This window comes from Caenispirillum salinarum AK4 (genome assembly GCF_000315795.1).
Classification (GTDB): Bacteria; Pseudomonadota; Alphaproteobacteria; order Rhodospirillales; family Rhodospirillaceae; genus Caenispirillum; species Caenispirillum salinarum.
Window position 1 is genome coordinate 125,934 of record NZ_ANHY01000015.1, and the last position, 26,285, is coordinate 152,218.

Annotated in this window: 24 protein-coding genes; 14 read left to right on the forward strand and 10 right to left on the reverse strand. The window is 70.4% G+C overall.

Features of this window, described 5'->3' with window-relative positions; all coding sequences use genetic code 11:
- Positions 1-21: 21 nt before the first annotated feature.
- The 9 genes from C882_RS15225 to C882_RS15265 are packed head-to-tail and all read left to right on the forward strand — an operon-like array spanning position 22 to position 8,887.
- On the forward strand, positions 22-1,527 hold the full coding sequence (locus C882_RS15225) for a CpaF family protein (protein ID WP_009541531.1): 1,506 nt from the start codon (positions 22-24) through the stop codon (positions 1,525-1,527).
- Positions 1,528-1,549: 22 nt separating this feature from the next.
- Positions 1,550-2,503 (forward strand): type II secretion system F family protein, encoded by a 954-nt coding sequence (locus C882_RS15230; protein WP_009541532.1) that lies wholly within the window; start codon positions 1,550-1,552, stop codon positions 2,501-2,503.
- Positions 2,504-2,525: 22 nt separating this feature from the next.
- On the forward strand, positions 2,526-3,524 hold the full coding sequence (locus tag C882_RS15235; protein ID WP_009541533.1) for a type II secretion system F family protein: 999 nt from the start codon (positions 2,526-2,528) through the stop codon (positions 3,522-3,524).
- A 4-nt stretch (positions 3,525-3,528) separates the two neighbouring features.
- The gene (locus tag C882_RS25060; protein ID WP_009541534.1) at positions 3,529-4,713 is read left to right on the forward strand and encodes a LytR C-terminal domain-containing protein; all 1,185 of its coding nucleotides are present in this window, start codon (positions 3,529-3,531) and stop codon (positions 4,711-4,713) included.
- The gene (locus C882_RS15245) at positions 4,679-5,638 is read left to right on the forward strand and encodes a tetratricopeptide repeat protein (RefSeq protein ID WP_009541535.1); all 960 of its coding nucleotides are present in this window, start codon (positions 4,679-4,681) and stop codon (positions 5,636-5,638) included. The genes C882_RS25060 and C882_RS15245 overlap by 35 nt, the downstream gene beginning before the upstream one ends.
- Before the next feature lie 24 nt (positions 5,639-5,662).
- Positions 5,663-6,169 carry an A24 family peptidase gene (locus C882_RS15250; RefSeq protein ID WP_009541536.1) on the forward strand — a complete coding sequence of 169 codons (507 nt, stop codon included), beginning with the start codon at positions 5,663-5,665 and terminating at the stop codon, positions 6,167-6,169.
- A 12-nt stretch (positions 6,170-6,181) separates the two neighbouring features.
- Complete coding sequence (locus C882_RS15255) at positions 6,182-7,735, forward strand: pilus assembly protein TadG-related protein (RefSeq protein ID WP_009541537.1); 1,554 nt, start codon at positions 6,182-6,184, stop codon at positions 7,733-7,735.
- Positions 7,736-7,739: 4 nt separating this feature from the next.
- The gene (locus tag C882_RS23385) at positions 7,740-8,216 is read left to right on the forward strand and encodes a TadE/TadG family type IV pilus assembly protein (RefSeq protein ID WP_009541538.1); all 477 of its coding nucleotides are present in this window, start codon (positions 7,740-7,742) and stop codon (positions 8,214-8,216) included.
- Positions 8,217-8,233: 17 nt separating this feature from the next.
- The gene (locus tag C882_RS15265) at positions 8,234-8,887 is read left to right on the forward strand and encodes a TadE/TadG family type IV pilus assembly protein (RefSeq protein ID WP_009541539.1); all 654 of its coding nucleotides are present in this window, start codon (positions 8,234-8,236) and stop codon (positions 8,885-8,887) included.
- Positions 8,888-8,889: 2 nt separating this feature from the next.
- Here C882_RS15265 and C882_RS15270 read toward each other — a convergent pair whose 3' ends face one another.
- Genes C882_RS15270 through xdhA form a run of 5 tightly spaced genes read right to left on the reverse strand, consistent with a single transcriptional unit; the run spans position 8,890 to position 15,516 of the window.
- Positions 8,890-10,110: a urate hydroxylase PuuD gene (locus tag C882_RS15270; RefSeq protein WP_009541540.1), complete on the reverse strand. Its 1,221-nt coding sequence runs from the start codon at positions 10,108-10,110 to the stop codon at positions 8,890-8,892.
- A gap of 3 nt (positions 10,111-10,113) precedes the next feature.
- Positions 10,114-10,989 (reverse strand): 2-oxo-4-hydroxy-4-carboxy-5-ureidoimidazoline decarboxylase, encoded by an 876-nt coding sequence (gene uraD / locus C882_RS25885; protein ID WP_009541541.1) that lies wholly within the window; start codon positions 10,987-10,989, stop codon positions 10,114-10,116.
- The gene (gene xdhC / locus C882_RS15280; protein WP_009541542.1) at positions 10,986-11,771 is read right to left on the reverse strand and encodes a xanthine dehydrogenase accessory protein XdhC; all 786 of its coding nucleotides are present in this window, start codon (positions 11,769-11,771) and stop codon (positions 10,986-10,988) included. The genes uraD and xdhC overlap by 4 nt, the downstream gene beginning before the upstream one ends.
- The gene (gene xdhB / locus C882_RS15285; RefSeq protein ID WP_009541543.1) at positions 11,768-14,080 is read right to left on the reverse strand and encodes a xanthine dehydrogenase molybdopterin binding subunit; all 2,313 of its coding nucleotides are present in this window, start codon (positions 14,078-14,080) and stop codon (positions 11,768-11,770) included. The genes xdhC and xdhB overlap by 4 nt, the downstream gene beginning before the upstream one ends.
- Positions 14,077-15,516, reverse strand: a complete 1,440-nt coding sequence (gene xdhA / locus C882_RS15290; RefSeq protein WP_009541544.1) for a xanthine dehydrogenase small subunit — start codon at positions 15,514-15,516, stop codon at positions 14,077-14,079. Before xdhA ends, xdhB begins: the two co-directional genes overlap by 4 nt.
- Positions 15,517-15,731: 215 nt before the next feature.
- Here xdhA and C882_RS15295 point away from each other — a divergent pair, with 215 nt between their 5' ends.
- Complete coding sequence (locus C882_RS15295; RefSeq protein ID WP_009541545.1) at positions 15,732-16,775, forward strand: ABC transporter substrate-binding protein; 1,044 nt, start codon at positions 15,732-15,734, stop codon at positions 16,773-16,775.
- Between the two features lie 71 nt (positions 16,776-16,846).
- Here C882_RS15295 and C882_RS15300 read toward each other — a convergent pair whose 3' ends face one another.
- Complete coding sequence (locus C882_RS15300; RefSeq protein ID WP_009541546.1) at positions 16,847-17,113, reverse strand: BrnA antitoxin family protein; 267 nt, start codon at positions 17,111-17,113, stop codon at positions 16,847-16,849.
- Entirely contained in the window at positions 17,073-17,342 is a 270-nt protein-coding gene (locus tag C882_RS15305) for a BrnT family toxin (protein WP_009541547.1), read from the reverse strand. The genes C882_RS15300 and C882_RS15305 overlap by 41 nt, the downstream gene beginning before the upstream one ends.
- 65 nt (positions 17,343-17,407) lie before the next feature.
- Here C882_RS15305 and C882_RS15310 point away from each other — a divergent pair, with 65 nt between their 5' ends.
- From C882_RS15310 to C882_RS15325, 4 genes are all read left to right on the forward strand, one after another.
- The gene (locus C882_RS15310) at positions 17,408-18,193 is read left to right on the forward strand and encodes an ABC transporter ATP-binding protein (RefSeq protein WP_009541548.1); all 786 of its coding nucleotides are present in this window, start codon (positions 17,408-17,410) and stop codon (positions 18,191-18,193) included.
- Complete coding sequence (locus tag C882_RS15315; RefSeq protein ID WP_009541549.1) at positions 18,193-19,113, forward strand: ABC transporter permease; 921 nt, start codon at positions 18,193-18,195, stop codon at positions 19,111-19,113. Before C882_RS15310 ends, C882_RS15315 begins: the two co-directional genes overlap by 1 nt.
- Positions 19,114-19,281: 168 nt before the next feature.
- On the forward strand, positions 19,282-20,217 hold the full coding sequence (gene puuE, locus C882_RS15320; protein WP_009541550.1) for an allantoinase PuuE: 936 nt from the start codon (positions 19,282-19,284) through the stop codon (positions 20,215-20,217).
- On the forward strand, positions 20,214-20,936 hold the full coding sequence (locus C882_RS15325) for a GntR family transcriptional regulator (protein WP_009541551.1): 723 nt from the start codon (positions 20,214-20,216) through the stop codon (positions 20,934-20,936). Before puuE ends, C882_RS15325 begins: the two co-directional genes overlap by 4 nt.
- A gap of 15 nt (positions 20,937-20,951) precedes the next feature.
- Here C882_RS15325 and C882_RS15330 read toward each other — a convergent pair whose 3' ends face one another.
- From C882_RS15330 to C882_RS15340, 3 genes are all read right to left on the reverse strand, one after another.
- Positions 20,952-21,707 (reverse strand): endonuclease/exonuclease/phosphatase family protein, encoded by a 756-nt coding sequence (locus C882_RS15330; RefSeq protein ID WP_009541552.1) that lies wholly within the window; start codon positions 21,705-21,707, stop codon positions 20,952-20,954.
- A 176-nt stretch (positions 21,708-21,883) separates the two neighbouring features.
- On the reverse strand, positions 21,884-25,039 hold the full coding sequence (locus C882_RS15335) for an efflux RND transporter permease subunit (RefSeq protein ID WP_009541553.1): 3,156 nt from the start codon (positions 25,037-25,039) through the stop codon (positions 21,884-21,886).
- Entirely contained in the window at positions 25,036-26,280 is a 1,245-nt protein-coding gene (locus tag C882_RS15340; RefSeq protein WP_009541554.1) for an efflux RND transporter periplasmic adaptor subunit, read from the reverse strand. The genes C882_RS15335 and C882_RS15340 overlap by 4 nt, the downstream gene beginning before the upstream one ends.
- Between the last annotated feature and the right edge of the window lie 5 nt (positions 26,281-26,285).

Consider the following 26,285-nt stretch of genomic DNA (forward strand, 5'->3'; position numbering starts at 1 on the left):
ACACGCAGGGGAGGACACACCATGTTCGGCAGCTTCGGTAACCGCAGGCCGGCGGCGGAGACACCGCCGTCCGCCGCCACAGCCACCGCCGGCGTCCCGGCCGCGGCGCGCGGGGGCGGACGCTTCGCACGGCGCGCCCCGGCGCCCGAGCCGCCGGCCAATGCTTCGGTCCCCATGCCGGCGGCGACGGGCGGGCTGGTGCCGGTCGAGCCGCCCGAGGCCGCCGCCGCCGATCCGGGCGTCGACGCGGACTCGGCGGAGTACATCGCCCTCAAGGTGCGGCTGCATCAGAAGCTTCTGGAGGTCATGAATCTCTCGGCCATCGACAAGATGCAGCCCGAGCAGTTCCGCCTCGAGATCGGCGAACTGGTGCGCGACCAGCTCAACGCCGAGCGCGTCATGGTCAACCAGCAGGAACGCGCCCAACTGGTCGACGACATCCTGGACGAGATCCTGGGCCTGGGCCCCATCGAGCCGCTTCTGAAGGACCCCAGCGTCTCCGACATTCTGGTCAACACCTCCAAGAGCGTCTACGTGGAGCGCCGCGGCCGGCTGGAGCGCACGACGGTCACCTTCAAGGACGACCGCCACCTGTTGCGCATCATCAACAAGATCGTCTCGGCCATCGGCCGGCGCATCGACGAAAGCTCGCCGCTGGTGGACGCCCGCCTAGCCGACGGGTCGCGCGTCAACGCGGTTTGCGCGCCCATCGCCGTCGACGGGCCGCTCTTGTCCATCCGCAAGTTCTCGCGCACGCCGATCCACCTGGAGCGGATGATCGAGATCGGCTCGCTGGTGCCGCCCATGGCGGCGCTGTTGAAGGCGGTGGTCGAGGGGCGGCTGAACGTCATCATCTCGGGCGGCACGGGCTCGGGCAAGACGACCATGCTCAACGCCATGAGCCGTTTCATCGGCCGCACCGAACGCATCGTCACCATCGAGGACGCCGCCGAGCTGCAACTCCAGCAGCCGCACGTCGCCCGCATGGAAACCCGCCCGCCCAACATCGAGGGAAAGGGCGAAATCGCCCAGCGCGAATTGCTGAAGAACGCCCTGCGCATGCGCCCCGACCGCATCATCGTCGGCGAGTGCCGCGGCGGCGAGGCCTTCGACATGCTCCAGGCCATGAACACCGGCCACGACGGGTCCATGACCACGGTGCACGCCAACACCTGCCGCGACGCCATCTCGCGCATCGAGCAGATGGTGGGCATGGCGGGCTTCGACCTGCCGCTGCGCACCATCCGTCAGCAGGTGGCCTCGGCCATCGACGTCATCGTGCAGGTGGAGCGCATGAGCGACGGCAAGCGCCGCATGGTCAGCCTGTCGGAGGTCGTCGGCATGGAGGGCGAGATCGTCACCATGCAGGAAATCTTCCGCTTCAAGCGCGAAAGCACCGACTCCGACGGCACCATTCACGGCCATTTCTGGGCCACAGGCATCCGTCCCACCTTCCTGCCCGACCTGGAGGCGCGCGGCATCCAGCTGGATTCCCGCACCTTCTCGCCGGACATGCCGCTGGGCTGATGGAGCAGGAGGAGACATCGCCATGCTCGACATGATGATCCTGGTCTACGGCGGTATTTTCCTGGCCGTCCTGCTGGCGGTGGAAGGCGTCTACATGGCGTTCGGCGGCGGCACGGCGCGCAAGGCGGTGAACCGCCGCCTGCGCCTGCGCGCCTCGGGCAAGTCCTCGGAAGAGGTCATGGAGACCCTGCGCCGCGAAACCCCTGGGCAGGCGGCGCAGGGCGGGCCGCTGGGATGGCTCGGCCGGCTTGCGGCGCGCTCGGGCGTGGCCGCCTCGCCGGTGCGGCTGGTGTTGATGATGGCGCTGCTGGCGGTGGTCGTCGGCATGATGCTGATGGCGCTGGCCGGCGCCGGGCTGATGATCGCCCTGCCGGTGGGCGCGGCGGCCGGCATCGGGCTGGTGGCGGGCGCGCTGCACCTCCAGGCCCGCCGCCGCCTGAAGCGCTTCAACATGCAGCTTCCCGACGCGGTGGACATGGTTGTGCGCTCGCTGCGCGCCGGCCACCCGACGACGGCGGCCATGAAGCTGGTGTCCGAGCAGATGTCCGACCCCATCGGCAGCGAGTTCGGCCTGGTGGTCGACGAAATGACCTACGGCCTGGACCTGCGCGAGGCGCTGGACGGCATGGTCCGCCGCGTGCCGTCGGACGAACTGTCGTTCATGGTCACCGCCATCCGCCTGCAGAGCACCGCCGGCGGCAACCTGACCGAGGTGCTGGGCAGCCTGGCGCGCGTCATCCGCGAGCGCGCCCGCTTCGGCCTGAAGGTCAAGGCGCTGTCGGCCCAGTCGCGGTTTTCCGCCTGGTGCATCACCGCTGCGCCCTTCGCCGTGTTCGGCCTGGTGAACGTGCTGAGCCCCGACTACTTCGCCGAGGTCTCCGCCGACCCGATGTTCATGCCCGGCTTCATGATCGCCGGGGTCCTCATGGCGCTCGGGGTGGTGACGATCTTCCGCATGGTCAACTTCCGCTACTGATCCCGAGACGAGGAGACACGCCATGGACGCCATCGCCGCGGCCCTTGCCGACCCGACCGTCCTGCTGACGCCCGAGGCGGGCGTGCTGGTGCTCGTCTTCGCCGCCGTGGTGCTCGCCGTCTACGGCATCGCGGGCCTTCGCTCGGGCGTCGCGGCCCGGCGGTTCCAGCGCGGCGGCGGCCGGGGCACGGGCGGCGCGGCCGCCGCCCCCGACAACGACGTCAGCCTGCGCCCGGACGGGGCCTTCCAGAAGGTGGAGGCCTTCCTCCAGCCCTACGGCGAGACGCTGGAGCCGCAGAAGGTGGAGGAGCGCAAGCGCATCCGCCTGACGCTGCTGCGCGCCGGTTTCCCGCAGGCCAACGCCATCACCATCTACTACGGCCTGCGCCTCGCCCTGGCGGTGCTGCTGCCGGGCCTGCTGGTGGTGGCCCTGCCGGTAGTCTCGCGCCAGATGGAGATGAGCGAGATCCTGATGCTGGGCGCCGGACTGCTGGCCCTGGGCTTCTATCTTCCTTCGGCGGTGGTGGCCCTGCGGGTGCGTGAACGCGCCTGGGCCGTGCGCGCGGGCTTTCCCGACGCACTGGACCTCATGCTGGTGTGCGTCGAGGCCGGCATGGGCCTGGACGCCGCCATCAACCGCGTCGCCGAGGAAATCCGGCTCGCCCACCCGGTCCTGTCCGAGCACCTGCGCGCCTGCGCCCTTGAACTGCGCGCCGGCGGCGCCCGCGAGGACGCCCTGCGCAACCTGGCCGACCGCACGGGGGTGGAGGAGGTGACGGCGTTCTCCACCCTGCTGATCCAGTCGCAGGAGCTGGGCACCTCCATCGGTGACACGTTGCGCGTCTACTCCGACGACATGCGCTACCGCCGCATGATGGCCGCCGAGGAGAAGGCGCAGCGCCTGCCGGCCAAGATGATCCTGCCCATGGCCATGTTCCTGCTGCCCGCCTTCGTCCTGGTGCTCATGCTGCCGGCCGCCATACGCATCATGCGGTCCCTGTTTCCCACCATGGAGGGCTGAGACCATGCGAGCCCTGCGACTGTCCTCCGTCTGCGCCGCCGCGCTTCTGGCGGTCTCCTGCGCCGCCGGCGGCTTCGAGACCCGCGCCGTCAGCACCATCGACGCGCCGGCCGGCCCGGCCGCGCAACTCTACGAGACCGGCAAGGCCCATTTCGCCGCCGGACGCTGGGGCGCGGCCGTTCACGCCTTCCAGGCGGCTGCGGCGCGCGACCCGCGCCATGTCGGCGCCCACAACGGTCTGGCCGCCGCCTACGACAGGCTGGGCCGCTTCGACCTGGCCGACCGGGCCTATATGGAAGCCCTGACGCTGGCCCCCGACGACCCGGCGACTCTCAACAACATGGGCTGGTCCCGCCATCTGCGCGGCCAGCCCGAGCTGGCGCGCGTCTACCTGCGCCATGCCGCAGACCTGGCGCCGGAGGACGGCGTGACGCAGGCGAACCTTGGCGCCGTGGAAGCCGTTTCCGCCGCCCGCGCGGCCGAGGAGGAGCAGGTGGCCGTGGTGCCCGAGGCCGCCGACCAGGTGCCGCGCCTGACCCGCCGCGACTTCGCGACGGTGCAGCTTGTCACCACGCGCAGCGGCGCCGGCGCCGTCTCCCTGCCCATGCCGCCGCCCGCCGAGGCGCCGCGCTCGCGGCTGGTGGAGACCGCGCCGGCCATGCGGACCGCGCCGCCGGCTCCGGTGGCGGTGGCCGCCTCGGTCCCGGCGCCCGTTCCAGGGGTGAAACCGGCGGCCGCCGCCGTCGCGGGCCCAAAGGCCGGGCGCGTGGTGAATGCCGTCCTGCCGGCCGCGCGCGATGCCGGTCCCGTCTCCCGCGCCATGCCGGTGGAGGCGGGGCTGTTCGACGGCGTCGCCGTGGAGGTTTCCAACGGCAACGGCATCCGCCGCATGGCCGCTCGCACGGCCGCCTGGCTGGGCGACCGGGGCGTGCCGGTCCGTCGCCTGACCAACGCCGACACCTTTTCCATCGCCGCGTCCGCCATCTTCTGGCGCGACGCGGGCGACGCCGGCGCGGCGCGCGCGCTGGCCTCGCTGCTGCCCGATGCCGTGACCGTCGTCCACGCGCCCGACCAGGCGGCGGACGTGCGGCTGGTGCTGGGCGCCGACCTGGCGGCCTTCGACGCCGCCGTACTCAAGCAGGGGAAAGACCACCATGACCAGCACCATGAGCAAGTCGCAAGCCGCTGAGCCTGCCCGCCGCCGCCGCCTGGGCGCGGCCGCCGTGGCGGTGGCCGCCGTCCTCGGCCTGTCCGCCTGCGCCGGCACCACCGGCGGCGGCGATGCCGCGCCGGACCTGTCGGCGACAGGGCAGGGGGCGCCGCTGCCCGTCGCCACGGCCGACCGGGTGCTGGAGCGCGGCGATGCCGCCCTGGCCGCCGGCGGGCTGGAGGACGCGCGGGCCCATTACGGCATCGTGCTCTCGCGCGACCCCGGCAACACGCGCGCCGCCCTGGGCCTGGCCGAGGTGGCGCTGGCCGCCGGAGAGACCGCCAAGGCCCGTGACGCCTTCGCCGCCCTGGCGAGGCAGCCCGAGGTGCCGCCGTCCGTGACGGCCCGCGCGCACCAGGGCGTCGGCCTGTCGTGGCTGAAGGAGGGGCAGACGGAGAAGGCCCTGCCGGCCCTGGAAGACGCCGTGGCCGCCGACGACGGCCTGTGGCGCGCCTGGAACGCCCTGGGCGCGGCTCACGACCGCCGGCAGAACTGGGATTCCGCCGTCGCCGCCTACGAGAAGGCCATCGCGCTGGCGCCCGAGGAGGCCGGGCCGGTCAACAACCTGGGCTTCTCGCTCATCCTCCAGGGCCGCCACCAGGACGCCGCGCGCCATCTGGTCCGCGCCGCGCACCTGGCGCGGGACATGGACATGCCGCGCGTCAACCTGCGCCTGGCGCTGGCCTGGCAGGGCCGCTACGACGATGCCGTGGCCGGAGCCACCCCGGCCGAGCTTCCGGCGGTGCTCAACAACGTGGGCTACGTGGCGCTGCTCAAGGGCGACCACGCCGACGCCGAGAGCCTGCTGGTGCGCAGCCTGGAGGCCAGCCCCAGCTACTTCGAGGCCGCCCGGCTCAACCTCGACCACCTGCGCACCGTCGCCCCTGCGGGCGGCGGGGCCTGACCGATTGCCGGGGAGGACCGCAGCATGAACGCCACCCTGACCCTGTCCCAGGTGCTGCCGGCGATCTTCGCCGCGCCGTTGATCGTCGCCGCCATCTGGGACGGCATGAAGTACCGCATTCCCAACCTGCTGACCGTGCTGCTGGCCGCAAGCTTCGTGCCCGCCGCCCTGCTGGCGCCGCAGCCCGTGGACTGGGCCTGGCACCTGGGGGCGGCGGCGCTGGTCTTCGGCGGCGGCGCGGCCTGCTTCGCCATGGGATGGCTGGGCGGCGGCGACGTGAAGTTGGCCGCCGCCGTCGCGCTGTGGCTGGGGCCGCTGACGCCGGTGTTCCTGCTGGCGATGGCTGTGGCCGGCGGCGTCGTGGCGCTGGTGGTGCTGGGCGTCCGGCGGCTGGTGGCCCGCCTGGGCGGCGGGCGGTCCACCGGCGCGCCTCTGCCGCGCCTGCTGACGGCCGGCGAGGGTGTGCCTTACGGACTTGCCATTGCGGCGGGCGGCCTGGTCATGGCCTGGCGCCTGCCCCTCGTGGGATAGGAGGACCGCGTCATGGGCCGGCGTCTGATCGATCTACTCCGGGACGAGCGCGGGACCGCGCTGATCTACGTCACCGTGCTGCTGACCGTGCTGGGCGGCGTCGGCGTGCTGGCCATGGACGTCGGCCGCCTGTCCACCACGCACACCCAGGCGCAGAACGCCGCCGACGCCGCCGCCCTGGCCGGCGCGCAGGAACTGGACGGCCGGACCGACGCCATCAGCCGGGCGACCGCCGCCGTCGCCGCCGTTCTCAACCGGCAGGACTTCGGCGATACCCCGGGCACGATCGCCGCGCCCACCGCCACCTGCGCCGACGGGACGGGCACCAACTGCCTGCGCTTCCTGCGCTCGCTGCCGGCCAACGACGACACCGCGATCTCCCCCAGCGACGTCACCACCGATCCGACGGAGGCCCGCTTCATAGAGGTGCGTCTGGCGCCGGTGGGGTTCACCGCCATGTTCGCGGCGGTGGCCGGGGCAACCGAGGCGGCGGACCGCACCAACCAGGTGGGCGCGACGGCGGTGGCGGGGAACGACCCCCTCATCTGCGGCATTCCGCCCCTGGTCATGTGCAAGCCGTCGGACCCGACCGCGCTGGACCCGGGCAATATGATCAAGAGCTTCATGCAGCCCAGTTCCGGCTCCACCGGCTCCACGGCCAGTTACATCGGCGGTCAGTTCGGCCTGCTGTGCCCGGCCGACGACGCCACCAACTGCGGGGCCCAGGCGGTGGGGCAGAACATCGCATCGGTCACCGGCACCTGCGTGCGCGGCAGCGACATGGCGATGAAGGCCGGCGTCAACCTTCAGCAGGTGCGTGCCGGCCTCAACGCCCGGTTCGACTGGTGGCTGCCGCAGGCGTCGGACGGAAACGGACCATGGCGCGAACAGGCGGCCTATGTTCCGGCCCGCAACGTCACCCAGGCGACCGAGCCCAAGGGCAATCCGCTGGGCGGCGGCACCAAGTGCGACCGCCAGGACCTGGACCCGGCCGAGGCGGCCGCCCTGCCGCAGGACAACTGCATCGCCGACGGCACCTGCGAGCGGTTCGGCGACGGGAACTTCTCCAGCGGCTGGAGCGATTACGTCAACATCAACCACGGGGGCAGCGAGTCCTTCCTGGACCCCTACCGCGGTCAGTTCCGCAACGGCACATCCTCGCCCACGCGGTTCGAAGTCTATCGCGCCGAGATCGAGAACACCGCCATCGTCCAGCCCGGGCAGACGACGGCCGGCGGCGGCACCACCACCGAGGACGGCGCGCCCCAGTGCTTCAAGGACACCACCGCGCTGTCGACGCCCGACTACACCTACTTCGACGGCGCCCCGAAGAACGACCTGCGGCTTCTGCGCGACCGCCGGGTGCTGCCGGTGGTGGTGGCCGATTGCGGTGCGGCGGGCTTCGACCCCAAGAGCTTCACGCCCGACGACATCATCTTCGTCTTCCTGACCGAGCCCATGGGCGACCCCGCCGGGTCCACCATCCATGTGGAATCGCTGGGCCCGGCGGACGGGAACGCCATCAAGCAGATGCACCGCGACGTGGTGCAGATCTACCGGAGGTGACGCCATGCGCCGCATGCTTTCGCGCCGGCTTCGGCCGGGTCTCCTGCGGCGCGACGACGGCGTCGCGCTGGTGGAAATGACGCTGGTGATGCCGGTACTTCTTCTGCTTCTGGTCGGCTTCGTGGAATTCGGGCGGATGCTCTACATGCACCAGGTGGTCGAAACCGCCGCCCGCGCCACCGCCCGGTTCCTGGCCCGCGCGCCGGCCATCGACTCGACCACGACCACCGCCGCCCAGAACATCGCCATCTACGGCAATCCCGCCGGCTCCGGCACGCCGCGCCTGAGCCACTGGCCGGCGGAGGGACTGGCGACCATCGGGGTCACCGGACCCGTGGCCGGTGCGGTGACGGGAACCGAGATCGTGCGGGTCGTCATCCAGCTTCCCTACAAGGACGTGGGGCTTCTGGGCGTCATCGGGCTGGCACCGCCCGACCTGACCGCGGCCCACGAGGAACGCTACAGCGGCGGCAACGGCTGAGGGCGAGGGGACGGCACATGCGCGCAACGATCATCCACAAGGCCCGCAGGCTGGGCCGCGACGAGCGGGGCACCGCGATCCTGGAGTTCACGCTGGTCGCCATGATCCTGTTCTCGATCACCTTTGCCATCGTCGACTTCGCCATCGCCTTCTGGCAGGCCAACCTGGCCGACAAGGCGACCTATCAGGGCACGCGGCAGGCGGTTCAGTCCGATCCCGTCGCGCCCGGGCTGGTGACGTGGAGCGGCGTCGTCGACGGCGGCCTGGTGCCCGGGCAGTCGCTCGACCTGACGACGCTGGACACCTTCACCGTGCGCTGCCAGGGCGGGGCCTGCGCCTGCACCGGTCCGGGCTGCGGAACGCTGGGCGATCCCGGCTACGACGCCACCGCCTTCAACCGGGTGCTGGCGGCCGTGCAGATGCTGGACGGCAACGGCACGGCCCTGTTCCCCCGTGCCACGGCCGACAACGTCTACATCGAGTACACCCATGTCGGCCAGGGCTTCGCCGGCCGGCCGGGGTCTGACATCGTGCCGCTGGTGTCGGTGGGGGTGCAGGGGCTGGTCCACCCGTTCTACTTCATGGGTGCCTTCGGGGTCAGCGACCTGACCATCGGTGATTCGCTGACCACCCTGCCGGCGGAGGATCTGTCCACCGCCGGCCCGGGGTAACGCTATTCCATCGCGTCGATCCAGCGGCCCAGCAGCGCCCGTTCCTCGGGCGTGATGTCGGTGACGTTGCCGAGCGGCATGGCCTCGCTGGCGACGCTCTGTTCGTGGATCTTCGCGGCCCAGTGGCGGATGTGCTCGGGCGTTTCCAGCACCACGCCCATGGGCGCGGCGTCGAAGCCCTCCCACGTCGGTTGCGCGGCGTGACAGGCGGTGCAGCGCGAGTGGACGATGGCGGTGACCACCGGGGTCAGGCTCCCGGCCGCCTCGGCCGTGAGGGGCGCGACGGCATCGGTCGACGCGGTGGCGGGGCTGTCGAGGGTGCGCGTCGCCGTCACGCCGACCACGACGGCCACCATGGCCGCGGCAGCGGCGGGCAGCATCCAGGCTTTCGCCCGGTGGGTGTGGCGCAGGACGAACACATGCCGCACGGCAGCCCCCACCGTCGCCAGGGCCAGCAGCACCAGCCAGCTGTGCGGGTGGTCGTAGGCGATGGGGTAGTGGTTGGAGATCATCAGGAACAGCACGGGCAGCGTGAAGTACGTGTTGTGAACGCTGCGCTGCTTGCCCTTCATCCCCCACACGGGGTCCGGCGTCTCGCCCTTGCGCATGGCGTCGACGCTCTTGCGCTGGTTGGGAATGATGACGAAGAAGACGTTCGCCACCATGATCGTCCCAAGTGCGGCGCCCACGTGCAGGAACGCCGCCCGGCCCGACAGCAGGTGCGTCATGGCGTAGCTGAGAACCGCCACCAGCACCACGACGGCCACCGCCAGCCAGCGGTCATCGCGCCCGAGCGGGCTGCGGCAGAGCCCGTCATAGACCAGCCAGCTCACCCCCAGCGCCCCAAGGCCGATGGCGACGGCGGCGGCTTGGCTCAGGTCTCCGTCGGCCGGCATCATGTAGGTGGCACCGCCCAGGTAATAGACCAGCACCAGGAGCGCGAAGCCCGACAGCCAGGTGGAATAGGCCTCCCACTTGAACCAGTGCAGGTGGCTCGGCAGATCGGGCGGGGCGACCTTGAACTTGCGCGCGTGGTAGAACCCGCCGCCGTGCACCATCCAGATATCGCCCTGGAGCTTCTTGCGCTCCGGGTCATCCTTCGTCGGCAGCAGGCTGTTGTCCTGCCAGACGAAATAGAAGGAGGACCCGATCCAGGCGATGCCGACGATCAGGTGAACCCACCGCGCGATGAGGTTCAGCCACTCCAGGCCGGGAAGCTCCATCCGTCAGCTCCCGCGGTAGGTGGACAGCGCCCAGGGCGACAGCAGAAGCGGCACGTGGTAGTGCGCCTCCGGGTTGCTGATGCCGAACCGCAGGGGCACGCGATCGAGGAACGGTGGCGCGTGGGTTTCCGTGCCGGTGCGCGCGAAGTACACGCCGCACTCGAACACCCATTCATAGGTTCCGGCCGTGAAGTCGGCCCCTTGCAGGGCGGGGGCGTCCAGGCGGCCGTCGTCGTTGGTGACGAAGCGGCCGACTTCCGTCCGCCGCTCGCCGTCCAGCCGGTGGAGCGTCACCGGAAGGCCGTTGGCGGGGCGGCCGGCGGCGGTGTCGAGCACATGCGTCGTCAGCTTGCCCGTCGGTGCCGGGGCAACGCGGTCCAGCAGCCGCAGCCAGGCGATCTTGCCGACCTCGGCCAGCGCGCGCTGCATTTCATCGGTGCGCGCATTGCCGAGGCGCCCCTCGAACCCCGCCAGGATGCGCGCCTTGTCGGCCCCCTTCACCGCCATGATGAAGGGAAAGCCGAAGCGCATGGAATACGCGGTGTTCAGTTCCGTGAAACGCTCCATTTCCTCGGGCGTGAGCGTATCCAGCCCGGCCGAGGCCTGTTCGCCGGTCGACGCATGGGTCAACTCGCCCGCCAGTGCGGCCTTGCCGGCAAGGTCCGGGTGGGCGCGCAGGAGGGACAGCTTTTCGTCGTCTTCCGCCGCTTCCACCGCGCCCATCATCATGTCGTGCATCTCGGTGACGCTGGCAAAGGGACGGGCGCGGGCGACGCGCTCCGCCACCCAGGGCGAATGCTCGAACAGGTCGCCGAAGGTTTCCACGAAGGTCGCGTCGTCCATGGCGGCGACGGCATCGAGGCTCAACAGGTCGGTCACAAGGTCTCTCCGTCGGGGGAATTTGCAAGAATCTCGGCGGCCACGGCGATGGCGATCTCCGCCGGCCGCTTGCCGCCCACGCCGGGCAGGCCGATGGGGCAGGCCACCGCGTCCACGCGCTGCGGCGCCACGCCGTCCTCCAGCAGGCGCTTGCGGAACCGCGCCCACTTGGTCTTGGACCCGATCAGGCCGACCGGGCCCAGGTCGTCGCGCTTCAGCAGGGCGGCCAGGATTTCGTAATCGCGGTCATGGCTGTGCGTCATCACATAGGCCCGAGCCCCCGCCGGCAGCCCGGCCACCTCCGTCGCCGGATCATCGGCGCGGCGGGTGAATGCGCGGGAGGACGGGGGGAAGGCATCGGGGCGCTCGTCGATCCACAGGATGCGCACCGGCGTCCCCTCCAGCACGCGCACGAGCGCCGTCGCCACATGCCCGGCGCCGAACAGGGCGACGGTGATCGTGGGTGCGGCGAAGGGCTCGAACAGAAGCGTCGCCGCCCCGCCGCAGCACTGGTTGCGATCGGCACCCAGCATGAGCTTTTCCGTCACCGGCGCGGACGCCCCCTCGGCCAGCAGGCGGCGGGCGGCGTCCATGGCCTCCTGCTCCAGCTCGCCGCCGCCGATGGAGCCCGAGAAGGCGTCGGCGGTGACGATCATCTTGGCCCCGGCCTCGCGCGGGGTGGAGCCCAGCGCCTCGATGACCGTCACCAACACATGCGGGTCCGCCGCCGCGTCCAGGGCGGTCAGCGCGCTCCGCCAGTCCATGTCCCGCCAGTCGGTCATGCGGTGTCTTTCGCCGCCTGCACGGCCATGAGGATGCGCTCCGGCGTGGCGGGGGCGTCGAGTTTCGGCACATGCCCGGCCGGGCCGCAGCTTGCCACGGCATCGCGGAGCGCCAGCCACACGCTGATCGCCAGCATGAAGGGCGGCTCGCCGACCGCCTTGGAGCGGAAGACGGTCGCTTCCTCGTTGGGCGCGTCGGCCAGAAGGTCCACCCGCAGGTCGCGGGGCACATCGCGGGCGGTCGGGATTTTGTACGTGGACGGAGCATGGGTCTTCAGCACGCCGTCCTTGTCCCACACCAGTTCCTCCATGGTCAGCCAGCCGAGGCCCTGAACGAACCCGCCCTCGATCTGGCCCTTGTCGACCGCCGGGTTGAGCGACGCGCCGACGTCGTGGAGGATATCGGTCCGCAGCGGCTTCCACTCGCCCGTCAGCGTGTCGATGGCGACTTCCGACACCGCCAGCCCGTGCGCGAAGTAGAAGAACGGCCGTCCCCGGTTGGTGGTGCGGTCGAAGTGGATTTTCGGCGTGCGGTAGAAGCCCGTCGACGACAGCGACACCCGTGCCACATGGCACAGCTCCGCCAGTTCGCCGAAGGGGACGGACTTGTTGCCGGCGCGGACCATGTTGCGCTCGAACACCACCGCGCTCTTTTCCGCGCCCAGGTGCTCGGCGGCGACGTCGGCCATGCGGTCGCGGATGGTCTCCGCCGCGATCCTGGCCGCCATGCCGTTGAGATCCGTGCCCGAGGATGCGGCGGTGGGGGATGTGTTGGGCACCTTGCCGGTGGTCGTGGCGGTGGGCCTGATGCGGTCCAGGTCCAGCCCGAAGACGGCGGCCACCACCTGGGCGACCTTGGTGAACAGGCCCTGGCCCATTTCCGTGCCGCCGTGGTTCAGGCTGACGGAGCCGTCGGTGTAGACGTGCAGCAGCGCCCCGGCCTGGTTCATCTCCGGCTTGTTGAAGCTGACGCCGAACTTCACCGGCGAGACCGCGAGGCCCTTGCGCAGCACGCCGCCCTTGGCGTTGAAGGCGTCCACCGCCTTGCGCCGCGCCGCGTAGTCGCTGGAGGCCAGAACCTCGTCGAGCATTTCGGGCAGGCGGAAGTGTTCCACGGGCTGGTGATAGGGCGTGAGGTTCCGCCCCTCCGGCCCGTAGAAATTCCGCCGCCGCACCTCCAGCGGGTCCAGGTTCAGGGTGCGGGCGATCTGGTCCATCATGGCTTCCGCCGCCATCATGCCCTGCGGCCCGCCGAATCCCCGGAAGGCGGTGTTGCTCTGGGTGTTGGTCTTGCAGAACAGGCCCGTCAGCTTCACGTGCGGATAGAAGTACGCGTTGTCGGCATGGCTGAGGGCGCGGCTTACCACGCCCGGCGACAGGTCCACCGACCAGCCGCAGCGGGCGGCGAGAGTCATCTCCACGGCCTGCACGCGGCCGTCATCGTCCACGCCGACATCCCATGTCAGCAGGAAATCGTGCCGCTTGCCGGTCACCATCATGTCGGTGTCGCGGTCGAGCCGGCACTTCACCGGCCGCCCCGTCACCCGCGCCAGAACGGCGGCAATGCCGGCGATGATGGTCGCCTGGCTTTCCTTGCCGCCGAAGGCCCCGCCCATGCGCCTGACCTCCACTGTGACGGCGTTCATGTCCACGCCCAGCAGCCGCGCGACAAGGTGCTGAACCTCCGTCGGGTGCTGGGTGCCGGAGTGGACCAGCATGTCCTGGTCTTCCTGCGGCAGGGCGAGGGCGGCCTGGGTCTCCAGGTAGAAGTGATCCTGCCCGCCGACCATGATCTCGCCCCGGATGCGATGCGGCGCGTCGGCCAGCGCCGGGCCGGGCTTGCCGCGCAGGAATTCCGACGGCGGCAGGACGTAGTGCGCCTTCTCCACCGCCTCCCGCAGGTCGAGCACCGGCGTCAGCGGCTCGGCCGTGACCTCCACCAGCGCGGCGGCGCGGCGGGCGGTCTCCAGGTCGCGGGCGGCGACGGCGGCGACGGGGTGGCCGACGTATTCCACCACGCCCTCGGCCAGCAGGGGCTCGCCGGGGACGATGGCGCCGACGTCGTTCTCGCCGGGAATGTCGGCGGCGGTGACCACGGCATGGACACCCGGAAGCTCCAGTGCCCGGCTCGCATCAATCCCGGTGAGGCGCGCGTGCGCCCATCGGCTGGTCACCAGGGCCGTGTGCAGGCAGCCGCGCGGCTCCGCCATGTCGTCGATATAGCGCGCGGCCCCCGTGGCGTGCTTGAGCGCGCTGTCATGGGCATGGGGATGATGCACGGCGGAGCGGGCAGGGGGGGTAAGCTTCATAGGGCCTCCAGCCGCGCGGGCGTCCCGGGTTCGGCGGTTTCGTGCCACAGGCGGTCCAGCAGGTTGGCGGCGACGGCGGTGCGGTAGGCGGCCGTGCCGCGCGCATCGTCCATGGGGCTGATGTCCTCGGCCACCGCACGCTTAACGGCGGCGACCGTCTCGGGCGTCCAGGGCTGGCCGAGGAGGGCCTTCTCGGCTTTCTCCGCCCGAACAGGCGTCGCCGCCACGCCGCCGTAGGCCAGCCGCGCATGGTCCACCCGTCCGTCCTGCACCTTCAGCGCGAAGGCGGCGGCGACGGTGGAGATATCTTGGTCCACGCGCTTGGCGATCTTGTAGGCCGCGATGTGTGTGCCCGGCGCCGGGCGGGGAATGCGGATGGCGACGATCAGTTCGTCGGGGTCCAGCACGGTCTTGCGGTAGCCGGTGACGAAATCCCTTGCGGCGACCGTCCGCCGCCCGCGCTCCGCGCTCACCAGCGTGATTTCCGCATCCAGCGCGATCAGCGGCGGCAGGGTGTCGCCGATGGGGGATGCGGTGCCGATGTTGCCGCCGAGCGTGCCCAGGTTCCGCACCTGGGCGGCGCCGATGCGGCGGATCATCCCGTCCAGCCCCGGCGCCAGGGCGGCCAGAGCCTCCAGCGCATCGGCGTAAGGCGTGTTGGCGGCGATGGTCAGGCCGTCCTTGTCCTCGGTGATCCCACGCAGGTCCGGCACGCGGCCGAGATAGAGGATGCCGGGCGGAACCTGGAACTGCTTGGTCACGCGCAGGCCCTGGTCCGTGCCGCCGGCCCACAGCCAGGCCTCCGGGAACTGCTGGCGCAGGCGCAGGGCGTCGTCGAGCGTGGTGGGGGCGAGGAAGCGATGGCTGCCGGCACGGTAGTCCAGCGGCGCCGCGGCGATCTCGCGCAGCTTTTCAGCCAACGCCGCTTCCTCCGGCGCCGGAGCCTCCAGGGGCAGGGCACGGGCGGCTTCCAGGATCGGGCGATAGCCGGTGCAGCGGCAGAGGTTGCCGGCGATGGAGTCCATCACCGACTCGTCATCCCGCGCGGGTGTCCGCCCAAGTGCCGCCAGCGCCATGACGAACCCCGGCGTGCAGTATCCGCACTGCGTGGCGTGCGTCTCGGCCATGAGCGTCTGGGCGGCGTGCGGCGCGCTGCCGCCCTTCGCCAGCCCCTCGGCCGTGACGACCGCCCGCCCGTCCACCTGCGGCACCAGCACCAGGCAGGCGTTGACGGCCCGCCAGTCGAAACCCTCCGCGCCGTCGGGCAGGGGCGTGCCCAGCAGCACCGTACAGGCGCCGCAGTCCCCTTCCGCGCAGCCCTCCTTGGCGGCGGTCAGGCCCTCGGCGCGCAGCCAGTTGAGCAGCGTCATGTGCGGTGGAACATCGTCCACCGCGCGGATGGCGCCGTTCAGGGCAAAGCGGATGGCGTCTCTCATGCGGGCTCCCGTGCGGACACTCGCGGCCTCTGGCGGGCCGCTCGATGCAGTATCGCAGACAATGGGACGAAAAATCGTCGACAATCTGCATTCGATGGTCAAAGATTATGCAAAGCTCGTCAATGAGCAAAAAACGTGCACCGAAAATAGGGAGATCGGTGCGGACCGTCCGGCGCCAACGCACGCGCCCGCCTCACGGAATTGGGAGACCCTTCATGCCTTGGAGCACGTTCCGCCAGACCCTCGCCGCCGCCGGCGTGGCCGCCCTGACGCTTTCCGCCTCCGCCGCCGCCCTGGCGCAGGACGCCCTGCCCATCAAGTTCACGCTGGACTGGAAGTTCGAGGGGCCCTCGGCCGGCTTCCTCATGGCCAAACAGAAAGGCTACTTCGAGGAAGAGGGCCTGGACGTCAGCATCGATTCGGGCAACGGCTCCTCAGGCGCCGTCACCCGCGTGGCCTCGGGCGCCTACGACATCGCCATGGCCGACGTGAACTCCATGATCGAGTTCAACGCGAGCAACCCCGAACAGGCCATGAAGGCCATGTTCATCGTCTACAACGCGCCGCCGTTTGCCCTGTTCACCCTGAAGGAAAGCGGCATCGACAGCGTTGAGAAGATGGAGGGCAAGACCTTCGGCGCCCCCGTCTTCGACAGCCCGCGCAAGCTGTTCCCCGCCTTCGCCCAGGCCACCGGCATCGACGGTGACAGCGTGGAGTGGACCAGCATGGACCCGGCCCTGCGCGAGCCCATGCTGATTCGCGGCGACGTCGACGGCATCTCCGGCTTCTACTTTACCAGCCTCCTGAACCTGCGCGGCCTGGGTGTGGGAAAGGAAGACCTGAACATCTGGCAGTATCGCGACGCGGGCCTGGACCTGTACGGCAACGGCCTGATCGCGAGCCCGGCGCTGATGGAGGAAAACCCCGAGGCCGTCACCGGCTTCCTGCGTGCCGTGGTCAAGGGCTGGCAGGACGTCATTGCCGACCCGGAAGCGGGCATCGACGCGGTGAAGGAGCGTGACCCCCTCATCGACGAGGCGCTGGAGCTGGATCGCCTGATGATGGCGATCGAGAACAACGTGCTGACCGAGGAGGTCAAGACCCAGGGCATGGGCGGCATCGACGAGGCCCGCATGCAGAAGGCCATCGACCAGGTCACCTACGCCTTCGGCATCGAGGACAAGCCGGCGGTGTCGGACGTGTTCACGTCCGAGTTCCTGCCCCCGCAGGACGAGCGGATGCTGACCGCGACGCAGTAAGGACGCGCAGGCCCCGGCCGGTTCATGCGGCTGGCTGGGGCCTCGCCACCTGGGAGAAGGCTGTTGAGCCGCTACCGATCCAAATGCGCCGCGTGGCGAAGGGCTTCGTTGATGCGTGTCTGCCAGCCGCGACCACTGGCGCGGAAGTGCTCCAGCACGTCGGAGTCGAGCCGCAGCGTGACCTGCTGCTTGGGATGCTCGGCCGGGGGGCGGCCGCCCTTACTGACGAGCCGGTCGCCGTCGTACACGTCCGCGCCGGCAAACCATTCGGCGTCCAGGTGCGGCGCGTCGTCCGGGTCAGTCCACTCGGAATCCGTAGGCTGCTTCTTCGTCGGCATGTCCGTGCCTCATGGAAATGATGCGTTTGCCACCGTCGCGCGGGGTCCAGCAGATCACGACGAAGCGGCCGTCGAGGTAGCCCGCCGTGAAGTTTCGCGTTTCGCCGTAGTCGCGGCGCCGGTCTTCCCGCGTGACGTGGTAGCCCTGAAACACCCGTCCGGCGTCCGCGAAATCCAGCCCGCGGTGGGCGAGCGTGGCGGCGCGCTTGGCCTCGTCCCAGGTGTTCATGGATGTAAATGTAACTACAAAAACCGGGCGCCGCAAGCGCCCGCCAACCCGAACAAGGAGGCCGCATGACCGCCGGCTTCGTCGAACTGGACCGCGTGCGTCTCCAGTACCGCGAGGGCGATGAGTTCGCCCTCGACCAGACCAGCATGACCATCAAGGAAGGCGAGTTCGTCGCCGTCGTCGGACCCAGCGGATGCGGCAAGTCGTCGCTCATGAAGCTGGTCACGGGCCTCATGCCGCCGACCGAGGGCACCGTCATCGTCAACGGGCAGGAGGTCACCGACCCCATCTCCATCGTCGGCATGGCCTTCCAGGCCTCCACCCTGCTGCCGTGGCGCACGACGCTGCAGAACGTCATGCTGCCGCTGGAGATCGTCCAGCCCCACCGCTCCCGCCTGCGCAGGCACCGGACGGAGTACGAGGACAAGGCGCGCGCCCTGCTGGCGGAGGTCGGCCTGTCGGGCTGCGAGGACAAGCACCCGTGGGAGCTTTCCGGCGGGATGCAGCAGCGCGCCAACCTGTGCCGCGCGCTGATCCACGAGCCCCGGCTGCTCATGCTGGACGAGCCCTTCGGCGCGCTCGACGCCTTCACGCGCGAGGAACTGTGGGACACGCTCCAGGCGCTATGGATGGAGCACCGCTTCACCGTGATCCTCGTCACCCACGACCTGCGCGAGGCCGCCTACCTGGCCGACACCATCTATGTGATGAGCAAGCGGCCGGGGCGCATCCTGGAGGTGCGCAAGAACGACATCCCGCGCCCGCGCGACCAGGACACCAGCTTCACCCAGCCCTTCGTCGACCTCGTCCACGAGCTGCGCGACCACATCCGAACCGTGAGGGCCACGTGATGAGCACGACCTCCAACGCCGCCTCCACCCGTCCGCCCGCCGCCGCGCCGGCCAGCGGAGAGACAGCCGCCGACACCGCCGCCAAGCCGACGCGCGCCGCCACCGCCTCGGCCCCGCCGGCGCGCAAGCGCCGCCCGATGCTTAAGCGGGTCGCCGATCACAAGGGGGCGAAACGCGCCGCGCCCTGGGTGACGACGCTGGGGCTGTTCGTGGTGTGGGAACTGGCGGTGCGCGGGTTCGACGTGCCGCAGTCGGTGCTGCCGACGGCCAGCGAATCCTTCGCCGCCATCTGGACGTATCGCGACGCCATCTGGATGCACGCCGCCCAGACCCTGTTCACTACCGTCGTCGGCTTCGCGGTGGCGGTTGTTTTCGGGCTGGTGCTGGGGGCGCTGGTGGGGTCCTCGCGCACGATCTACGATGCGCTCAACCCCATGCTGATCGGCTTCAACAGCGTGCCCAAGGTGGCCGTCGTGCCGATCCTGGTCATGTGGTTCGGCATCGGGACCGTGCCGGCGATTTTGACGGCCTTCCTGATCTCGTTCTTTCCCATCGTGGTGAACGTGGCGACGGGGCTTGCGACGCTGGAGCCGGAGCTGCGCGACGTGCTGCGGAGCCTGGGGGCGACGCGGCGGGACATCCTGATGAAGGTGGGCTTCCCGCGCGCCATGCCGTTCTTCTTCGCGTCGCTGAAGATCGCCATCACGCTCGCCTTCGTGGGCTCGGTGCTGTCCGAGACGGTCGCGTCGGACCTGGGCGTCGGCTACCTGATGATCTCGGCCTCGTCGAAGTTCAACATGCCGTTGTTGTTCGCGGGCCTGCTGGTGATTGCCGCCATGGGCATCGCCATGTACGAACTCTTCAACCAGATCGAGCGCCGCTCCACCCGCTGGGCCACCCGCGGCAGCGGCGGGCAATAATACCGGGCGACACTTGAAATCGTACACTTGTCGCCCGGCAAGGCCGGAGTCCTGACGAACGCGAAGCGGACACCGGCCGCCGCGCCTTATGGCGCGTGAGCCTGCGTGGCGAATGAACGCAGCCTCGATTTCAATCATCGAGGCGTATATCGAAGGGAGACCCGATCCATGACCGCCGCCGCCCCCTATCCCCGCGACCTGATCGGCTACGGCCGCACGCCGCCGCACGCCGACTGGCCGGGGGGCGCGCGGCTGGCCTTGCAGATCGTGCTCAACTACGAGGAAGGCGGCGAGGCCTGCATCCTGCACGGCGACAGCCACGCCGAGGCCTACCTGCAGGAAGTGCCGGGCATCGCGCCGCTGGAGGGCGTGCGCAACATCCAGGTCGAAAGCATGTACGAATACGGCGCGCGGGCCGGCTTCTGGCGGCTCATGCGCCTGTTCGAGGAGCGGGGCATTCCGGTGACCGTCTACGCCGTCGCCATGGCGCTCGCCCGCAATCCCGACGCCGCCGCCGCGATCCGCGAGGCCGGGCACGAGGCGGCGAGCCACGGGCTGCGGTGGATCGACTACCAGGCCGTGCCGGAAGATGTGGAGCGCGCCCATATCGCCGAAGCCATCCGCCTGCACACGGAGGTCATGGGCGAGCGGCCGCTCGGCTGGTATACCGGGCGCGTCTCGCCCAACACGCGCCGGCTGGTGGCGGAGGCGGGCGGGTTCCTCTACGACGCGGATTCATACGCCGACGACCTGCCGTATTGGGAGGCGGTGCCGGGCGTCGCCGAGCCGCAGTTGATCGTGCCCTACACCCTCGATAACAACGACATGAAGTTCTCGGTGCTGAACGGGTTCGCCAGCGGCGAGGATTTCTACGCCTACCTGCGCGACGCCTTCGATGTGCTGTATGCCGAGGGCGCCGACACTCCGAAGATGATGTCGGTCGGCCTGCACTGCCGCTTGGCGGGGCGGCCGGGGCGGATGAAGGCGCTTATGCGCTTCCTCGACCACGTCCAGGCCCACGACAGGGTGTGGATCACGCGGCGCGTCGACATCGCCCGCCACTGGCGGGAGCGGCATCCGCCATCGCGAAAGGGCGCTGCATGACGACGACCGCCGGCCTGCGCGCCCCCGAGGTTGCCGCCCCCGACGAGGACGCCATCCGCGACGCCATCCGCCTCGCCATCGAGGACCACCGCCTGCGCCCCGGCACGCGGCTGGTGGAGGAGCAGCTGGCCGGGGTGTTCGGGGTCAGCCGGGCGCGGGTGCGCGCCGCCCTGCGCGACCTGGCGCGGGACCATCTGGTGGTGCATCGGCGCAACCGGGGGGCCTGCGTCGCCGCGCCACGGCCCGAGGAAGCGCGCGAGGTCTTCCACGCCCGCCGCCTGCTGGAGGAAACGCTGGTGCGCGTGCTTGCCCGCCGGCGCCCGGCGTCGGCGCTGCGGGCCCTGGCCGACCATGTGGAGGCCGAGGCGGCCGCCCATGCCCGCGGCGACCGGCGCGAGGAAATCCGGCTGTCGGGCGACTTCCACCTGCTGCTGGCCGAGCAGGTGGGCAACGGCATCCTGACCGGCTACCTGCGCGACCTTGTGGCGCGGTCGTCGCTCATCATCGCGCTTTATGAGCACAGGGCGGCGCGCTGCTGCTCGGCGGTCGACCACCGGCGCCTGCTGGCGGCGCTGGATACGGGCGACGAAGCCGGCGCCGCGGCGGAAATGACCCGCCACCTGGCCGACATCGAGGATCGCCTGGTGCTGGTCGAACGCGCCGAGGAGCAGGTGGACCTGCGTGCCGTGTTCGGGGGCGAGGCCCCGAGCGGCGCCTGAACGGAAAGGGTCTCGCTACCCCCGCACCCCCGCGTGGGTCTGGAGCGGGGCGTTTTCCGCCGTCTCGCCGGGCGCCAGCACCTTCAGTTCCGCTACAACGGGCAGGTGGTCGGAGGCCTCGCGCGCCGTCGACGTTTCGTGCACCCAGGCCGACTGCACCGCAATGTCGTCCGAGGTGATCACCCGGTCCAGCCCGAACATGGGGCGGCGGGCCGGAAAGCTCGGACCCGGCTGGGCGATGTCGAAGCGGCTGCGGAAGACGCGCAGGCAGCTGCCGTGGGGGCTCCACTCGTTCAGATCGCCCATGACCACCGTCGGCAGGTGCGACTCGGCGCTGTCGATGGCCTCGAGGATGGTCTCCGCCTGCCTGCGGCGATAGCGGCCGAGAAGCCCGAGGTGCGCCGCGACCACGCGCAGGCGCCCCTGTTCGGTCTCCAGGTCGGCCAGCAGCGCGCCGCGCGGCTCCAGGGCCGGCAGGGTGATGCGCCGGCGGTCGATGGCCTCCACCACGCCGCGCACCAGCAGCGCATTGCCGTGCCAGCCCGACGACAGCGGGCTGACGGCGTGGCGGACCAGGCGGTAGCCGGTTTCGTGCTCCAGCTGCTCGGCCTCAAAGGTGGTGGCGCGGGCGCCGAAGCGCCGGTCGACCTCTTGCAAGGCGACGATGTCGGCATCCAGTTCCGCCAGGACGCGGAAGATGCGGTCGGGGCGGCGCTGGCGGTCGGGGCCGACGCTTTTGTGAATGTTGTAGGAGGCGACTCTCACCGTCACGTCACGCGGTCCCCCGCTTGTCCTCTGCCTTGATCTTGAGCAGAACCATTCCGGGCCCAAGAATTATTCATCTGCACCCTCGGTTCAAGGCCAGTCTAACCGAAACGCCCCACAAGCCGACAGGCTCATGGGGCGCACTTCGATGACGCCTGCATGACGGCGGTGCAAGGACCGTGTCACGCCGGCTGCGGACCATGGCGACGGGCGCGGCGGGCGTCCAGCCAGCGGCGCACGTTCACCCGCACCATGAGCGCGCTCGGCGTCACCACCAGGGTTAGCACGGTCGCGAAGCTCAGGCCGCAGACCAGGGCGGTGGACAACTGCGACCACCACTGCATGGACGGGGCGCCCAGCGTCACCTCGCGGTGGACGAAGTCGATGTTCACCTGGAACATCATGGGCAGCAGGCCCAGGCCCGTGGTCACGGTGGTCAGCAGCACCGGGCGCAGGCGCTGCACGCCGGTGCGCAGGATGGCCTCGTGGCCGTCGGCGAACTCGTGCTTCAGGCGGTCGTAGGTGTCGATGAGCACGATGTTGTTGTTCACCACGATGCCGGCCAGCGCGATCACGCCGATGCCCGACATGATGATCCCGAAGGGCTGCCCGAAGGCCAGCAGGCCCAGGAACACGCCGATGGTCGACATGATGACGGCCGACAGGATCAGGAACGCCGAATAGAAGCTGTTGAACTGCGTCACCAGGATGATCGCCATCATGAACAGCGCCACGCCGAAGGCCTTCATGAGGAAGGCGCGGCTCTTGGCCTGTTCCTCGTCCTCGCCCTTGAAGTCGATGCTCAGGCGGGGGTTGAGATCGGCGTCCGGCGAGGCCATCCAGGCCTGCAACTCGCGCAGCTTGTCGTCGGCCAGCAGCCCCTCGGCCACTTCGGCGGAAACGGTGACCACCTGCTGGCTGTCGACGCGGCGGATCTCGCCGGTCTTGGGCTGGGGCTCGCGCTCGACGAAGGCCCCCACTGGCACGCTGCCCTCGGGCGTGTTCACCGTGATGCGGTCCAACTGGTCCAGCGTGCGGTATTCGTCGGGGTAGCGGGCGACGATGTCCACCTCGTCGTCGGCGGTGCCGGGGCGATAGGTGGAGAACTTCAGGCCGTTGGTGACCATCTTCACCATGTCGCCGACCGAGCGGATGTCGATGCCGAACTTGGCCGCCTGGGCGCGGTCCACCGTCAGCCGCCATTCGATGCCCGGCACGGCGCGGGTGTCCTCGATGTCGGTGAAGCCGCCGGCACGCTCCATGTAGCCGCGGATCTTCTCGGCCGCCGCATAGATGGCGTCCTGGTCGTTGCCGCCGATCTGCACCTGGATGGGCTTGCCCACGGGCGGGCCCTGCTCGGCCTCGCGCACCTCCACCTTGATGCCGGCGAAGCGGGGCTGGCTGGTCAGGTCGCGGATGTCGTCCAGGATTTCGCTGGCCGGGCGGCGGGTCTGCCAGTCGGTGAAGTCGATGCCCACCGATCCGATCACGTCCTCCGGCGCCTCGCGGTCGGCGGAATTCTTGCCGGTCTTGACGTACAGGCTCTCGATGCCGTCCATGTCCAGCACCGCGCGCTCCACCTCGCCCACCAGGGCGTCCTTTTCCTCCACCGACAGGTTGCCGCGGGCGTGGACGTAGAGGAACGCCTGCTCGGGCTCGATGGAGGGGAAGAACTCCACCCCCTTGCCGAACATGCCGTAGGCCACCTGGCTGCCCACCAGCAGCATGACGGCGGCCAGCACCACCTTGCCGGGATGCTTGAGCAGCCGGTCGAGCGTGCGGGCATAGAAGCCGGTGATGCCGCGCAGGTCGCGCACGTCGCCTTCCTCCTGCGCCGACAGGGCCTGCATGACGGACGGATCGCTCTCGCCCCGACGGCCGAAGATGGCCCCCAGGGTGGGCACGAAGATCAGGGCCATGAACAGCGATGCCGTCAGCGTCGCCAGCAGGGTGTAGGGCAAGTACTTCATGAACTCGCCCACCACGCCGGTCCAGAAGGCCAGCGGCAGGAAGGCGGCCAGCGTGGTGGCGGTGGACGCGATGACCGGCCAGGCCATGCGCTTGGCGGCCAGGGCATAGGCCTCGCGGCGGTGCAGGCCCTCGCTCATCTTGCGGTCGGCGTATTCGGTGACGACGATGGCGCCGTCCACCAGCATGCCGACCGCCAGGATCAGGCCGAACAGCACCACCATGTTGATGGTCAGCCCCGCCGCGCCGATCACCAGGATCGCCATCAGGAAGCTGCCGGGAATGGCGATGCCCACAAGCAGGCCCGACCGAAGCCCCAGCGCGCCGACCACCACGACCATCACCAGCAGTACGGCGGCGATGACGTTGTTGGTCAGGTCGTTCAGGCTGTCGCGGATGTTGGTGGACTGGTCCTGCAGGTAGGTGACCTGGATGGCGTCCGGCCAGTCCTGGCGCTCGCGCTCCACCACCTCGCGCACCTTGGCGACGGTGTCGATGATGTTCTCGCCGGTCCGCTTGGAGACCTCCACCGTCAGGCCGGGCTGCCCGTTGACGCGGGCGAAGCCCTCGGCGTCCTCGAACCCGTGTCGGCCCTCGGCGATGTCGGCCAGGCGCACGATGCTGTCGCCCTGCACCTTGATGGGAATGTCCATGACCTCGGGCACGGTTTCCAGCAGGCCGGGCACCTTCACGGCGAAGCGGCCGGCGCCGGTGTCCAGGTTGCCGGCGGCCACCAGCGTGTTGTTGCCGGAAAAGAACGTGACGAAATCCTGGGCCGACAGGCCGTAGGCTTCGACCAGCGTCGGGTCGATGATGATCTGCCCCTGTTCGTCGCGCTTGCCGCCCACGTTGGCGTCCAGCACCGCGGGCACGCCCTCGATGGCGTCCTCCAGGTTCTCGGCCACGCGCAGCAGCGTGCGCTCGGGCACGTCGCCCGACAGCGCCACGACGATCACCGGGAACAGGCTGAAGTTGACCTCGGAGACGATGGGCTCGTCGGTTTCCTCGGGCAGTTCGGTCTTGGCCTTGTCGACCTGCTCGCGCACGTCGTCCATGGCCTGGTCGGCATCGAAGCCGGCCTCGAACTCCAGCAGGATGTTCGCGCCGCCCTCGTAGGCGGCGGCGCGCATCTCCTTGACGCCTTCCACGGTGCGCAGGTCCGCCTCCATGGGCTTGACCAGCATGCTCACCGCGTCCTCGGGCGAGATGCCCGAGTGCGACATGGTGACGTAGATCACCGGAATGTTGATGTCCGGCGCGCTTTCCTTGGGGATCTGCACGAAGGTGACCGTGCCCGCCAGCAGGATCAGCACCAGCGTGCTGATCACCGTGCGCGCATGGTGAATGGCGGCGTCGATGATGGCGTTCACTGCGTCTCTCCACGCTCGGCCGGCGGCAGGGAAGCCTCTTCCGCCGCGCGTGCGCCGGTGCCGAGCGACACGGCGGCGTCCTCGCCGGGGGCGGTGGTCTCGGCCAGCGGCCGGGCGGCGCCGTCGTCAGCCGCGCCATTCCCGGGCGCCCCGCTCCGGGGCGCCGTCGGGGCGGGGGCGGCGACGGGGTCCACCGTCTCGCCGGCCGTCACGTACTCCTGGCCGACGGTGATGACGCGCACCGTCTCGGGCAGGCCGGTCAGCCAGATGGCGTCGGGCGTGGCAGAGACCAGGTCGACCGGATGGAAGCGAACCACGTTGGCGTCGTCCACGGTCTTCACGCCCAGGCGGCCGGCGTCGTCCAGCGTCATCAGGGCCGGCGACAGCTCGTGGGCCTGGACGCGGCGCAGGGGCAGGCGCAGGTCCACGGTCTGGCCCTCGCGCAGGCTCATGTCGGGGTTGGGGATCTCCACCTCCACGGTGAAGGTGCGGGTCGCCGCGTCGGCGACGGGGGCGACGTAGGTCACCCGGCCGTCCAGATCCGGACCGTTGAAGACCGAGGCATGGGCGACGGCGCCGGGCTCGATGTCGCCGATGCGGCGCTCGGCGATGTCGGCGCGCACCACCACCGGGTCCAGGTCGACGATGGTGGCGATGGCCGCACCCGGCGACACCACGTCGCCGACCTCCACCGAGCGGGCGGAGACCACGCCGTCGATGGGGGCCTCGATGGTGGTGCGGTCCACGTCCAACTCGATCTCGGCCAGGTCGGCGCGGGCTTCCTCCAGCGCTGCGCGGGCTTCGGCAAGACGGACCCGGCTGGCGAAGTTGCGCGACTGCAGTTCCTTGGCGGCGTCGTACTGCAACTGGCGCTGCTCAAGCTGGGCGCGGGCCTTGGCCAGGCGTGCCGCCCGGTCGGTCATGTCCAGTTCCACCAGCACGTCGCCGGCGGAAACCTGGTCGCCCTTTTCCACGAGCACGCGGCGGACCGGCGAGGACGTCTCGGCGCGCACGGTCAGTACCCGGTCGGCGGCGGTGCGGCCGGTCGCCCGCAGTTCGTCCACCCGCGCGTGCGCCACCGACTCGGCGACGCGCACGCGCATGGGCGCGGCGTCCTCGGCGGCCGGGATGGCGGCGCTCGGCGGCGGGACCGGTTCGCCGGACGGCAGCACCAGACCCGACCCGATCCAGCCGACGGCGGCGAGGAGGATGATCGCGGCGATGACGTAGGATTTGCGCATGACCT